At 62.3% G+C, this 13,245-nt stretch carries 15 protein-coding genes; 11 read left to right on the top strand and 4 right to left on the bottom strand.

What is annotated here, in order from left to right; genetic code table 11:
* The first annotated feature begins 11 nt into the window (after positions 1–11).
* The 7 genes from ABVN20_RS25485 to ABVN20_RS25455 all read left to right on the top strand — a co-directional run bounded on the left by ABVN20_RS25485 (position 12) and on the right by ABVN20_RS25455 (position 6,042).
* On the top strand, positions 12–437 hold the full coding sequence (locus tag ABVN20_RS25485; protein ID WP_368558544.1) for an ExbD/TolR family protein: 426 nt from the start codon (positions 12–14) through the stop codon (positions 435–437).
* 2 nt (positions 438–439) lie between these two features.
* On the top strand, positions 440–1,144 hold the full coding sequence (locus tag ABVN20_RS25480) for an energy transducer TonB (protein WP_368558543.1): 705 nt from the start codon (positions 440–442) through the stop codon (positions 1,142–1,144).
* Positions 1,145–1,183: 39 nt separating this feature from the next.
* Positions 1,184–2,890: a putative porin gene (locus tag ABVN20_RS25475; RefSeq protein ID WP_368558541.1), complete on the top strand. Its 1,707-nt coding sequence runs from the start codon at positions 1,184–1,186 to the stop codon at positions 2,888–2,890.
* Between the two features lie 17 nt (positions 2,891–2,907).
* Entirely contained in the window at positions 2,908–3,549 is a 642-nt protein-coding gene (locus ABVN20_RS25470; protein ID WP_368558540.1) for a DNA repair protein, read from the top strand.
* Positions 3,550–3,568: 19 nt separating this feature from the next.
* Positions 3,569–4,048: a YbjN domain-containing protein gene (locus tag ABVN20_RS25465; protein ID WP_368558538.1), complete on the top strand. Its 480-nt coding sequence runs from the start codon at positions 3,569–3,571 to the stop codon at positions 4,046–4,048.
* Entirely contained in the window at positions 4,045–4,995 is a 951-nt protein-coding gene (locus ABVN20_RS25460) for a peptidylprolyl isomerase (RefSeq protein ID WP_368558537.1), read from the top strand. The genes ABVN20_RS25465 and ABVN20_RS25460 overlap by 4 nt, the downstream gene beginning before the upstream one ends.
* Before the next feature lie 66 nt (positions 4,996–5,061).
* A complete protein-coding gene (locus tag ABVN20_RS25455; RefSeq protein WP_368558535.1) occupies positions 5,062–6,042 on the top strand; it encodes a LysR substrate-binding domain-containing protein in 981 nt (326 codons plus the stop codon).
* Positions 6,043–6,190: 148 nt separating this feature from the next.
* On the opposite strand, the gene ABVN20_RS25450 is transcribed toward ABVN20_RS25455, so the two are convergent.
* Together ABVN20_RS25450 and ccoN are read right to left on the bottom strand one after the other, a co-directional pair.
* Positions 6,191–6,412, bottom strand: coding sequence for a cbb3-type cytochrome c oxidase subunit 3 (locus ABVN20_RS25450; RefSeq protein WP_368558534.1), 222 nt, complete (start codon positions 6,410–6,412; stop codon positions 6,191–6,193).
* 16 nt (positions 6,413–6,428) lie between these two features.
* Positions 6,429–7,856 carry a cytochrome-c oxidase, cbb3-type subunit I gene (gene ccoN / locus ABVN20_RS25445; RefSeq protein WP_368558532.1) on the bottom strand — a complete coding sequence of 476 codons (1,428 nt, stop codon included), beginning with the start codon at positions 7,854–7,856 and terminating at the stop codon, positions 6,429–6,431.
* Positions 7,857–8,245: 389 nt separating this feature from the next.
* Between ccoN and ABVN20_RS25440 the strand changes: the two genes are divergently transcribed.
* The 3 genes from ABVN20_RS25440 (at position 8,246) to ABVN20_RS25430 (ending at position 11,304) form a co-directional block, all read left to right on the top strand.
* Positions 8,246–9,919 carry a nitrite/sulfite reductase gene (locus ABVN20_RS25440; RefSeq protein ID WP_368558530.1) on the top strand — a complete coding sequence of 558 codons (1,674 nt, stop codon included), beginning with the start codon at positions 8,246–8,248 and terminating at the stop codon, positions 9,917–9,919.
* The gene (locus tag ABVN20_RS25435; RefSeq protein WP_368558529.1) at positions 9,916–10,395 is read left to right on the top strand and encodes a DUF934 domain-containing protein; all 480 of its coding nucleotides are present in this window, start codon (positions 9,916–9,918) and stop codon (positions 10,393–10,395) included. The genes ABVN20_RS25440 and ABVN20_RS25435 overlap by 4 nt, the downstream gene beginning before the upstream one ends.
* Before the next feature lie 237 nt (positions 10,396–10,632).
* Entirely contained in the window at positions 10,633–11,304 is a 672-nt protein-coding gene (locus ABVN20_RS25430) for a DUF3313 domain-containing protein (RefSeq protein ID WP_368558528.1), read from the top strand.
* Positions 11,305–11,441: 137 nt separating this feature from the next.
* Here the strand turns inward: ABVN20_RS25430 and ABVN20_RS25425 are convergent, their stop codons facing one another.
* Together ABVN20_RS25425 and ABVN20_RS25420 are read right to left on the bottom strand one after the other, a co-directional pair.
* Positions 11,442–11,870: a YciI family protein gene (locus ABVN20_RS25425; RefSeq protein ID WP_368558527.1), complete on the bottom strand. Its 429-nt coding sequence runs from the start codon at positions 11,868–11,870 to the stop codon at positions 11,442–11,444.
* Positions 11,871–11,942: 72 nt separating this feature from the next.
* On the bottom strand, positions 11,943–12,323 hold the full coding sequence (locus ABVN20_RS25420) for a YciI family protein (protein WP_368558526.1): 381 nt from the start codon (positions 12,321–12,323) through the stop codon (positions 11,943–11,945).
* A gap of 388 nt (positions 12,324–12,711) precedes the next feature.
* On the opposite strand from ABVN20_RS25420, the gene tpx reads away from it, so the two are divergent.
* Positions 12,712–13,212, top strand: coding sequence for a thiol peroxidase (gene tpx / locus ABVN20_RS25415; protein ID WP_368558525.1), 501 nt, complete (start codon positions 12,712–12,714; stop codon positions 13,210–13,212).
* The last annotated feature ends 33 nt before the right edge of the window (positions 13,213–13,245 follow it).

The raw sequence follows: 13,245 nt of genomic DNA, 5'->3' as shown, positions 1-13,245 counted from the left end.
GGGGCATCGACATGGCAAACGTAAACGCCTCCCACGACGATGACGAAGACGCCGCGGTGGACAGCATCAACATCACGCCCCTGGTGGACGTGCTGATGGTGGTGCTGGTGATGTTCATCCTCACCGCCACCGCGCAGGTCTCGGGCATCCAGATCAACCTGCCCAAGGCCAGCGCCTCGGTGTCGCTGTCCGAAGCCAAGACCAAGGCGATCTCGGTCAACGACGGCGGCCAGGTGTTCCTCGACGCTTACCCGGTGACCCTGGCTGAGCTGGAGGACCGCTTGCGCATCGAAAAGGCCCAGAGCCCGGACTTCCCGGTGATCGTACGCGGTGACGCCACGGTGCAGTACCAGAAAGTCATCGAGGTGCTGGACCTGCTGCGCCGTCTTGAACTGTCCCAGGTCGGTCTGGTGACCGGCAAACCGACACAGGGCTGACCATGACTGCTCAACTTCCCATCAGCCCGTCACCCGTGAAGAAGTCGGCCATGCGCTTCGTGAAATGGGGCGCCGGCTTGCTGGTCGCCGGCCTGGCCGCGTGGTTTTTGTGGCAGTGGGCCAACGACATGAGCGGCATCCGCCGGGAAGCGCCGAAGGTGCCGACCATCATTCCGTTGCCGCCACCGCCACCTCCGCCGCCGGAAAAACCGCCAGAGCCGGAAACCCCCGTGGAAGAAAAAATGGTCGAGCCCGAGCCGACCCCGGAGCCCGAAGAAGTGAAGCCTGAAGAAGAGGCGCCACCGTCGCCCGTCGACGACCTGGCCAACCCGATGCAAATGGACGGCGACGCCCAGTCCGGCAGCGACGCTTTCAACATCGGCGCGGGCAAGGGCGGCGGCATGGCCGGTTCCGGCGGTGGTCGCGTGGGCAATGGCACCTACAGCCAGTTCCTCGCTTACACCTTCCAGCGTTTGCTGCGCGAGAACCCCGACCTGCGCAACCAGGCTTTCTCGCTACAGGCCGATGTGTGGCTGAGCAGCGTCGGCGAGATCACTCGGGTGGAGCTGGCCAAGTCCAGCGGCAACCCCGAAGTCGACAGCCAGGTGCTCGCGGCGCTGCGGGGCGCCGGTGCGTTGAGCGAGCGGCCGCCAGCTTCCATCACTTTGCCCGTGCGCCTGTCCCTGCAAGGGCGGCGTCCGGGTTAACCGAACATCAGAAGTTTTGCGAAAAGGAGTTGTGAGCAAATGATTTCCAACGTCAACCGATTATCTCTGGCCGTCGGCGTGGTCATCGCCGCCCTGGTCGGTCAGGCCACGGCAGCGCCTGCGCCCTCGGAAAACGCCACGATCAATCTGATCCGCCTGCTGGTGGAACAAGGCGTATTGAAACAGGACAAGGCCGACAAGCTGATTGCCCAGGCCCAGAGCGAGGCCGACCAGGCGAAGAAAGCCGCCGCCGCAGCACCCGTGGCGGTGGCCGCCTCCGGGCCTGCCACCGCCCCGGGCGACGTACGTGTGCAATACGTGCCGGCTGCCGTGCGCGACCAGATCCGCGATCAGGTCAAGGCCGAAGTCATGGCCACCGCCAAGCAGGAAAACTGGGCCCAGCCCAACACCTTCCCGGACTGGGTATCGCGCATCAGCTTCGACGGCGACATGCGCCTGCGTGACGAGTCGCGTTACTACGCCGGCAGCAACAGCAACGAAATCGTCGACTTCGCCAAGCTCAACAACAACGGCCCGTACGACGTGAACCCCAACAGCAGCACCTCGCTGCCGCCGTTGCTCAACACCCGTGAAGATCGCGAAAACCTGTTCCGCGTCCGCGCTCGCCTGGGCATGAAAGCGGTGATCACCCCCGAGTGGACCGCCGGCGTGCGTATCGCCACCGGTTCCGACAACAACCCGGTGTCGACCACCCAGACCCTCGGTGGCGGCTTTGGCAAGAAAGACATCTGGCTCGACCAGGGTTACCTGACCTGGAAGCCGTCCGAGCAGTTGACCGTGACCGGCGGGCGGATCGCCAACCCGTTCTATTCCACCGACATGCTGTATTCCAACGACCTGAACTTCGACGGCGTGGCGGCGATTTTCGATCGCAAGCTCAGCCGCGACTGGGACCTGTTCGGCACCGTCGGCGCGTTTCCGGTGGATTACACTAACGACAGCAGCACCAGCAACGGTTTCGACAAGGAAGAGAGCGACAACAAATGGCTGTACGGCGCGCAGATCGGCGCCAAATGGGCGCTCAACTCCAGTAACCGGCTCAAGGGTGCGCTGGCTTACTACCGTTTCGACGACATCGAAGGCCAGCGCTCCAGTGCCTGCGAACCCTGGTCCGGCCAGCCTGGCTGCGACTCCGACGGCACGCGCGCGGCGTTCATGCAGAAGGGCAACACCGTGTTCCTGCTGCGCGACATCACGCCGAACCCGCTCAGCCCGGCCACCACGCCGCAACCGCAATTCGTCGGCCTGGCGTCCGAGTTCAACCTGGTGGACCTGAACTTCACCTGGGACACCGACCTGCCGGAAGACTTCAAACTGCGCAGCCAGGCCAACTACGTGCACAACCTGGGCTACGACGAAGGCGACATGCGCAAGCGTTCCGCCGGGCAGATCGTCAACAACCTGGGCAGCGACGGCGAGATCAAGAGCGGCGCCAATGCCTGGATGATGCAGTTCACCCTGGGCAACAGCCTGGATACCCGCAAGCAGGGCGACTGGAACCTGTTCGCCGGCTACAAGTACATCCAGCCGGACGCCTTGCCTGACGGCTTCAACGATTCGTCGTTCCACCTGGGCGGCACCAACGCCAAGGGTTACTTCATCGGCGGCAATTACGGCCTGGCCAAGAACGTCTCGGCCACCGGTCGCTGGTTGAGCTCCGAGGCGGTGTATGGCGCGCCATTCGACATCGACGTCTTGCAGCTTGAAATCAACACGCGCTTCTAAGGCGCCGGGAGAGCGACATGAGCACACGCATAGCGGCCACGGTCTGCCTGCTGGTCAGCGGGTTGGCGCTGGCCCAGGGCGCGAGCGCCGAGGGCATGGAGGAACGCTTGCGCACGCAACTGCGCAGCACCACCCAGCAATTGCAGGCCCTGCAAAGCCAGCAGGCCCAGGCCAGCGCCGCACAGGTGGCGGCCCAGGCCGAGACCAAGGCAGCGCAGGCGCAGGTCAAACAATTGAGCGCCGAGCTTGCCAAGTACAAGGGCGTCGCCGAGCAACTGGCGGCCCAGCAGGACAGTCTGCACAGTCAGGCCCAGGCGCAGGTCGCCGCCAGTAACGAACAGATTGGCAAGTTCAAGAAGGCCTACGATGAATTGCTGGTCATGGCCCGGGGCAAGGAAACCGAGCGTTCCAGGCTGGAACAGCAACTGACTGAACGTGACACACAAATGCAGCAATGTGCATACAAGAATCTACAGTTGTACGGCGTGGCCAAGGAGATTCTCGCTTCCTACGAAAAGATCGACGTAGCCGAAGTGATGAAAATCCGCCAGCCGTTCGCCGGCAGTGCCCGGGTCAAGTTCGAAGAACTGACCCAGGACTTTGGCGATGCACTGTACAAAAACCAATTCGACGCGCCGCAAGCCGCGGTCGCTCACTGAACAACAGGGAAGAACATTCATGACTCAATTGATCGCCCACGTATCGCCACAATCGCTGACCGAAGTGCTGCAAAACGCCGGCTACCGGGTTAACCAGACTGACCAGAACGGCATCGTGCAACTGCTCAGCGCCAGCCAGGGCATCGGTTACGCCGTGCGTTTCGGCAACCCGGCGGCGGAGCAGGGCAACTATGTCGACTTCACCTTCAGCTGCGCCTTGCGCGTGCAGGGCGAACTGCCCGCCGGCCTGGCGGAACTGTGGAACGCCTCGCGCCGTTTTGCCCGCCTGTCGGTGCAGGGCGAGTTCCTGGTGATGGAAATGGACGTGGTGGTGGCGGCCGGTGTCAGCGCCGATTACCTGCGCGGCAACCTGGAACTGTGGGACCGCCTGTTGCAGGAATTCATCGTCTACCTGCGCGACTACAGCCAGAACGCCGCGCAGCTCAATGCCCAGGCGCAAAACGTTGAGGCGCCGGAGCAAGAGGTAGAAGCCCAGTGAAAAAACTCACGGTAATGGCCGGCGCAGGCGCGCTGGCAATACTGGCGGTGGCCGTGGCCCTGGGCTTGCCCTCGGGCCACGACCCGGTGGCGGCGACGCAGCCGGCGCCTTCCGCTGCCGCGGCAGTCAACGAGCCCGCCGTGGCGCGCCTGGGTAATCAGCAGGTGGCCACGGCCGAGCTGAAGTCGTTGCTGGCTAGCCTGCCGGCCGAGTCCCGCGAGCAACTGCGCGGCAACCGCGCCACCCTGGAAAGCTGGATTCGTTCGCGCCTGGCCGAGAAAGCCGTGCTCGAACAGGCCGACGCCCAGGGCTGGCGCCAGCGCCCGGAGATCGAACAGCAGACCCGCGCTGCCACCGAGCAGATCGTCTTTCGCAATTACTTGCAGTCGGTCAGCCAGGTGCCCGCGGATTACCCGAGTGCCGCCGAGCTGCAACAGGCGTATGACGCGGGCAAGGCGGAGTGGGTGACGCCGGCGATGTATCGGGTCAGCCAGATCTTCCTCGCGGTCAACGATGCGCAGAGCCTGGAGGCGGTGCGCAAGCAGGCCCAGGAACTGAGCCGCAAGGCCCAGGCGGCACCGGCCGAGTTCGCTGCGCTGGCCACCCAGTACTCGCAGGATCGCGAGAGCGCGCAGCGCGGCGGCGACACCGGCATGCAACCGTTGCAGCAACTGGTGCCGGAGGTGCGTAGCGCGGTGGCGCGGCTCAAGGTCGGTGGGGTTTCCGAGCCGGTACAAAGCCAGGCGGGCTTGCATGTGATCAAGCTCACCGAGCTGCAACCGAGCCGCGTGGCCACGCTCGACGAACTGCGCGACCGTCTGACCCAGGCCTTGCGTGCGCAACGCCAGGAGCAGATCGCCAAGGCTTACCTCGAAGGCATGCTTAATACGGCGACGCTGAGCATTGATGGGGCAGAGCTGAACAAGATCCTCGAGGACAAGCGTTAATCACGCCCTGTGCCAGTGAAATTCGCTGGCACAGGCGCAGACAATAAGATCGACAGGGAGTCATCGATGTCTTTTACCGAACCCATGGGGCGTCAGCGGGCTGACGATTACCGATCTGCAATGGTCAGCAGCGATCCCCTGATGGACGTGGCCGCCGGGCTGGATGCCGAGGTGGCCCAGTATTTCCTGGTCAGCGCCCGCTGTGGCTGTTTCATGCAGGCGGCGCGCAGCCTCAATGTCCGTCCGACCCAGCTGCGCAAGCACCTGGCGTTGCTGGAAGAACAACTGCAACGCACGTTGTTCCGGTTTCAGGGCAGCGCGCTGACGCTCAGTCGCGATGGGCAACTGTTTCATGCGCAGTTGATCGCCATGGCCCACGAACGCAAATTGCCGGTGATCGAGCAACCGCTGATTCGCCTGGCGGTGGCGCAAAGCATCCTGCACGACATCCTGGGCCGTGACCTGGTGGCGTTGTTGCGACGCAATGCCAGTGTGCGCCTGGAGATCATCTCGCTGGACAGCGACCTGTCCCTGCAAGCCGTGAGCGCGGACGTGGTGGTGTGGCTGGCCAGCACCGAATCGCCGCTGCCGGGTCCCAGTTTTGCCGTCAGCGAACCCGAACGCCTGGCGCCGCTCGAATACCTGCCGCACATTGCCAAACGCTATTCACGGGTCACCGCGCGCCCGGTCAGTCTTGATGACCTGGCTGATTTCCTGCTGGTGCAGTGGCAGCACGAGCGTCCGGTGGAAAGCTTCCGGCCCTGGCACGACATCGTCGATCAGCGCCTGGCCGGCGTGGTGCAGTTGCATAGCTATGAGCTGATGCTGGAAATGATCCGATGCAGCGCCTGCATCGGCTTGCTACCCGGCTACATGGGGCGCTTCGACCGCGGCCTGATTGCCTTGCCGGGGTTGTTCGACCAATCAATGCAGCGCCAGGTGTGGATGGCGGTGAAGCGCGAGTCCGCAGGCTGCGAGCAGACCCGGATGATCGTCGACCTGATCCGCAACACCTTCCATGAGCGGCGGGAGTGGTTTGATACCTGAGACCCATTTGAATTCTGTTGGAAATACCTGTGGGAGCGAGCCTGCTCGCGATGGCGGTGCACCAGTCAACGTAGATGTCGACTGCTATTGCGCTATCGCGAGCAGGCTCGCTCCCACAGTGGTTCCAGCAGGCATGTAAAAGCGGGCTTCACATCTCTAGATTGATGTATCCAGGTTTTGCCTCTTCCGGCGCCACCGCCTTCACCACCTTGCCAGTGGCGGCTTCAACCCGCCGCGCCACCTCGGGATCATCGGCAAACGGAATCAGGCTGGCATCCTCCAGGCTCTGTGTCGTCTCGCGCTTCAGGCAATGCTCGACCGCCAGCCACAAACCCGCCACGAACAGTAAATTGAGCAGTATCTCGTACATATAAAGCTCCCTTGCCTCAGGCAATCTGCGCTTCACGCTCGGCCATGCGCACATCCGCGACCCGCACGGTGCGCCAGACGTTGTAGGCCATCAGCACCATGCCCGTGAGGAAGAACACGCCACCGGCAAAGCGCACCACGAAGCCTGGATGACTGGCCTGCAAGGCTTCGACGAACGAGTAGGTCAGCGTGCCGTCGTCGTTGATCGCACGCCACATCAGGCCCTGGGTGATGCCGTTGACCCACATCGAGGCGATGTACAACACCGTGCCGATGGTCGCCAGCCAGAAGTGCAGGTTGATCAGCGGGGTGCTGTACATCTGCTCGCGACCGAAGACTTTCGGCACCATGTGGTAGGTAGCGCCGAAGGTAATCATCGCCACCCAGCCCAGGGCCCCGGCGTGGACGTGGCCGATGGTCCAGTCAGTGTAATGGGACAGGGCGTTGACGGTCTTGATCGCCATCATCGGACCTTCGAAGGTCGACATGCCGTAGAACGCCAGCGACAGCACCAGGAAACGCAGGATCGGGTCGGTGCGCAACTTATGCCAGGCGCCCGACAGGGTCATCATGCCGTTGATCATGCCGCCCCAGCTCGGTGCCAGCAGGATCAGCGACATGGCCATGCCCAGCGACTGCGCCCAGTCGGGCAGGGCGGTGTAGTGCAGGTGGTGGGGACCGGCCCAGATGTACAGGGTGATCAGCGCCCAGAAGTGCACGATGGACAGGCGATAGGAATACACCGGCCGGCCGACCTGCTTGGGTACGAAGTAATACATCATCCCGAGGAAGCCGGTGGTGAGGAAAAAGCCCACGGCGTTATGCCCGTACCACCACTGCACCATGGCGTCGGTGGCCCCGGAATACACCGGATAAGACTTGAACCAGTCCACCGGGATCGACAGGTGATTGACCACATGCAGCATGGCGATCACCAGGATGAACGCGCCGAAGAACCAGTTGCCGACGTAGATGTGTTTGGTCTTGCGCTGTACCACGGTGGTGAAGAACACGATGGCATAAGCGACCCAGACCACCGCCATCCACACCGCGCCGGAGAACTCGATCTCGGCGTATTCCTTGGTGGTGGTGTAGCCCAGCGGCAGGGTAATGAACATGATCACGATCACCGACTGCCAGCCCCAGAAGGTGAAGGCGGCGAGGGTGTCGGAATACAGCCGCACCTGACAGGTGCGCTGCACCGCGTAGTAACTGGCGGCAAATTGCGCGCTGCCGGCGAAGCCGAAGATCACCAGGCTGGTGTGCAGCGGTCGCAGGCGCCCGAAGGTGGTCCATGGCAGGTCGAGGTTCATCTCGGGCCATACCAGTTGCGAGGCGATCCACACCCCCATCGCCATCCCCACGACGCCCCAGAATACGGTCGCCACGACGAATTGGCGGACGACCTTGTAGTTATAGGCCTGTCCGATTGTTGCTGTGCTCATGGTCAATGCTTCCACGGTTGCAAAGTCTTGCCAGGCCACCCGGACTGGCATGCCGGTGCACTGTAGAAACCTTGCCGGAAACAAAACAGACTCAGTAAAACCTCATTTATGCGGATCAGATAATGCGCCATTGCAGCGGCGATCCGGGGTGTTCTGATCTGGTTTTTTAATGTTCAGGTGAAGCTGTAATGCAGTCAGCGCTGGATGCATAGTCGATCTACAGAAAACGAGCCGCGTATCGATCTTTGTGGGAGCGAGCCTGCTCGCGATGGTCGCCAACGATGACGCAGGGGCCCTGATACCCCGCGGCGTTTTCAAATCCATCGCGAGCAGGCTCGCTCCCACAGGAGGTAGGCGCAGGTGTCCGAATGCCCTGATGAGGTAGCCACATGTATCAATACGACGACTATGACCGCGCGCTGGTGTTCGAGCGGGTGGCGCAGTTTCGCGACCAGGTCGAGCGCTTCAGGGCGGGCGAGTTGAGCGAAGAAGAGTTTCTGCCGCTGCGCCTGCAAAACGGCCTGTACCTGCAAAAGCACGCCTACATGCTGCGTGTGGCCATTCCCTACGGCACCCTGAGCGCACAGCAGATGCGCACGCTGGCAAGCATCGCCCGGGACTACGACCGCGGCTACGGCCATTTCACCACCCGCCAGAACATGCAGTTCAACTGGATCGAATTGGACCAGGTGCCGGAAATCCTCGAACGCCTGGCCGAGGTGAACATGCATGCGATCCAGACATCCGGCAACTGCGTACGCAACATCACCACCGAAGCCTTCGCCGGGGTGGCCGCCGATGAGCTGATCGACCCGCGGCCGCTGGCGGAAATCCTGCGGCAATGGTCGACCATCAACCCGGAATTCCTGTTCCTGCCGCGCAAGTTCAAGATCGCCATCTGCTCGGCCGAGCAGGACCGCGCGGCCATCATGATGCACGACATCGGTCTGTACCTTTACCGCGGCGCCTACGGGCAGATGCTGCTGCGGGTCATCGTCGGCGGCGGCCTGGGCCGTACCCCGATCCTCGGCTTGCAGATTCGCGAAGGCCTGCCGTGGCATCACCTGCTGTCCTACGTCGAGGCGGTGCTGCGGGTGTACAACCGCCATGGCCGGCGGGACAACAAATACAAGGCGCGGATCAAGATCCTGGTCAAGGCCCTGGGCATCGAGGCTTTTGCCAAAGAAGTCGAGGAAGAGTGGCAACACCTCAAGGACGGCCCGGCACAACTGACCGACGAAGAATACGAACGGGTCGCCAGCGCCTTCCTACCGCCGGATTACCGTGACCTGTCGAGCACCGACCTGGAATTCGGCAGCCGCATGGCCGAAAGCGCAGGCTTCGCCCGCTGGGTCACCCGTAACGTACAGCCGCACAAGGTGCCGGGTTACGCCAGCGTGGTCCTGTCGACCAAGCCGGGTGCGGCGGCACCACCTGGCGATGTCACCACCGAGCAGATGAATGCCGTGGCGGCGTGGTCCGAGCAGTTCGGCTTCGGTGAAATCCGCATCGCCCATGAACAGAACATCGTCCTGCCGGATGTGCCCAAGGCCGGGCTGTTCAATCTGTGGCAACGGGCGTGCGAGCAGGGGCTGGGCAGCGCCAACGTCGGCTTGCTCACCGACATCATCGCCTGCCCCGGCGGTGACTTCTGCGCCCTGGCCAATGCCAAGTCGATCCCGATTGCCCAAGGCATCCAGGCGCGTTTCGAAGACCTCGACTACCTGCACGACCTGGGCGACATCAGCCTGAACATCTCCGGCTGCATGAACGCCTGCGGGCACCACCACATTGGCAACATCGGCATCCTCGGCGTCGATAAAAGCGGCAGCGAGTGGTACCAGGTCACACTCGGCGGCGCACAGGGCAAGGACAGTGCGCTGGGCAAGGTCATCGGCCCGTCGTTCAGTGCCGATGAAATACCCGGTGTGATCGAACGCATCATCGACACCTTCGTGCTTTACCGCGAAAGCGAAGAGCTGTTCGTCGACACCTTGCAACGTATCGGCCTGGAGCCGTTCAAGGAAGTGGTGTATCCCAAGCTGCAGGAGGTGCCGGTATGAGGAACGTGCTGCGACTGGAAGCGGGTCAAGCGCGCATTGTCACTGATGATCCGTGGACGCTGCTGCGCAATCCTGAACAGGTGAGACTGGCCGGCCCGTTGATCCTGCCGCTGGCCAACTGGTTGCAAGCGCCCGGTCTTTACGGTGTGTGGCTCGGGCCGGATGACGAGGTGGAAAGCCTGCGGCCGTGGCTTGGTCAATTGCGCCTGATCGCCCTGGACTTTCCGAGCTTCCGCGACGGCCGCGCCTACAGCCAGGCCTACCTGCTGCGCACCCGCATGGGCTGGAGCGGCGAGTTGCGTGCGGTCGGCGATGTGCTGCGCGATCAACTCAGCCACATGCGCCAATGCGGCTTCGACAGTTTTGCCGTACGCGAGGACAAGAGCGCCGAAGATGCACTCAAGGGCTTGGCGGGGATGAGCGTGTTGTATGGCCGCTCGGTGATCGAGCCGCGGCCGTTGTTCCGCCGGCGTTAGCCTTGCCCCCCGATTCCCCCCCCTGTGGGAGCGAGCCTGCTCGCGATGGCGGTCTGTCAGCCAAAACACTGTTGTCTGACACTCCCTCATCGCGAGCAGGCTCGCTCCCACAAGGGGGCACCAGTCGATACAACTTTGCTCCATGCAACGAAATTCTCCCCGACGCGGCGCAGCGCATTGGCTATACCTGTAACCAGTATTTCCAAACTGTCGCGTCTGCCTTACAGGAGTTACCGCATGAAGCTTGCCTTAATGATGAGCACCCTGTGCATCGCCTCCATCGGCATGGTGGGTTGTTCCAGCAACAAGGTCGAACCTGATCAGTATTCCGGTTTTCTCAAGGACTACAGCCGTCTGCAGGAAGCCAAGTCGCCTTCGGGCGCCGTGGTGATGCGCTGGATCGATCCCAAACTCGATACCGGCAAGTATAAAAGTGTCTACATCGAACCCAGCCAGCTTTACCCCAAACCCCAACCCACTGCGAAAATCCCGCAGACTACGCTGAACGGCATCACCAGTTATTACGATCAGGCACTCAAGCGCGAGTTGGGCAAGTCGCTGCCCCTGGCGACCGGCCCGGGGCCTGGCGTGATCGTGGTGCGCCCGGCGATCACGGCGGTGAGCAGCAAGACCGAGGGCCTGAAACCCTATGAAGTGATTCCAATTGCGCTGGTCGCGGCGGCCGTCAGTACGGCCAGCGGCATCCGCGATCAGGAAACCGACCTGGCCACCGAAGCCGTGTTCCTCGATGGCGGTGACAACCATGTGCTGGCCCAGGTCGTGCGCAAAGGCACCGGCAAACCGTTGGAAAACGACGAACAGGTCCTGAAAGCCTCCGACGTGAAGGGCGTGATAGACGGCTGGGCGGCGGATTTGCACCAGTCGTATCTGAAACTCAAATCCAAATAGCTACACGTTCCCCTGTAGGAGCGAGCCTGACTTGCGATGCACGTCAACGATGGCGCTGGCTGTCTGATGCCCAGCGGTGTCGCTGACTCCATCGCGAGCCCTACAGGGGGCTCCGCACGCCTTGACGGCCCTGCGCATCACTTCACGGTTTTGCCCGCCCCGAACGCCCGCTCTTCCTGCTCACGCAACTCGGGGGTGAACTCCTCGCCGAAGTCGGATGCCTCGAACACCTGGCGAATTTCGATCTCGGCGTCGGTGCCGGGCATCGGGTTGGGGCAGCGCTTGACCCATTCGATGGCTTCTTCCCGGGAGTTGACCTGCCACAGCCAGAAACCGGCGATCAGCTCCTTGGTTTCGGCGAACGGGCCATCGGTCACCGTGCGTTTTTCACCGTTGAAGCGCACGCGCGCGCCCTTGCTGCTGGAGTGCAGGCCTTCGCCGGCGAGCAGGACACCGGCCTTGGCCAGTTCCTCGTTGTAATTGCCCATGGCAGTCAGCAGTTCGGTGCTGGGCATGATGCCGGCTTCGGAGTCGGCGCTGGCCTTGATGATGATCATGAAGCGCATGGTGATGGTTCCTCTGGTTTGGGTGGACTCACCTTATGGTCGATTGGTGATGGGGCAAATCGACAGGATCCTTTATTGCGATTGGCGGCGATCTGCTTCTGCGCCACAGCAGCCAACCTCGCGAATTTCGATCTGCGCATCGGTTCCGGGCATGGGTTTGGGGCAGCGCATGACCCACTCGATGGCTTCTTCTCTGGATTTCACCTCCCATAGCCAGTAGCCCGCGATCAGCTCCTTGGTTTCGGGGAAGGGCCCGTCGACGACCGTGCGTTTGTCGCCGTTGAAGTGCACGCGCGCGCCCTGGCGGCTGGGTCGCAGGCCCTCACCGCCGACGAGGATGCCGGCCTTGGCCAGTTCTTCGTTGTAGGTGCCCATGGCGGTCAGCAGTTCGGTGCTGGGCATGAGGCCGGCTTCGGAGTCGGCGCTGGCCTTGATGATGATCATGAAGCGCATGGTGGTGGTTCCCTTGGTTTGGGTGGGTTCACCTTATGGTCGATTTGTGGTGGGTGAAATCGACATATTGGGGTTGGATTCTTGTGTGGTGTGTCTGGTGCTCAGGTGTTGACTGTGCCGGCCCCATCGCGAGCAGGCTCGCTCCCACAGGGGGCTGTGTTGTTCGCGAGTCCAACATCCGCAACAAAACCCCTGTAGGAGCGAGCTTGCTCGCGATGGCGGTGTATCTGGCGCCATGGATGTCGGATGTGCGGGCCCCATCGCGGGCAAGCCCGCTCCTACAATTGGCGTCTACAGAGTTCACAATTTGTTTCCACCCATAGGTCGCAGACCCATTTCATGGTTAACTTCGGCCCTCTCACCACCAACGTTCAGAAGGACTCCGTTCATGGCTCAAGTCACTCTCAAAGGCAACCCGGTTCAAGTCAACGGCCAGTTGCCACAAGTCGGTTCCAAGGCCCCGGCCTTTTCTCTGGTTGCCGGCAACCTGTCCGACACCCCTCTGGCCAGCTTTGCCGGCAAGCGCAAAGTGCTGAACATTTTCCCAAGCGTAGACACCCCGACCTGCGCCACTTCGGTTCGCAAGTTCAATGCCCAGGCCAATGACCTGGCCAACACCGTGGTGCTGTGCATCTCTGCCGACCTGCCATTCGCCCAGGCGCGCTTCTGCGGTGCCGAAGGCCTGGACAACGTGCAGAACCTGTCGACCCTGCGCGGTGCCGAGTTCATCGAGAACTACGGCGTGGCGATCGCCGATGGTCCACTCAAGGGCCTGACCGCCCGTGCGGTAGTGGTACTGGACGAGAACGACAAGGTGCTGCACAGCGAGCTGGTGAGTGAAATCGGTCAGGAGCCGAACTACGACGCGGCACTCGCTGTTCTGAAATAAACCTGCTTCTACAATTGTTGACGGTTCAGGGGA

Origin of the sequence: Pseudomonas sp. MYb118 (assembly GCF_040947875.1) — a bacterium.
In the GTDB taxonomy this organism is placed as follows: Bacteria; Pseudomonadota; Gammaproteobacteria; order Pseudomonadales; family Pseudomonadaceae; genus Aquipseudomonas.
Note: the sequence above shows the minus strand (reverse complement) of the source record. Positions and strands in the feature narration are given on the sequence as shown.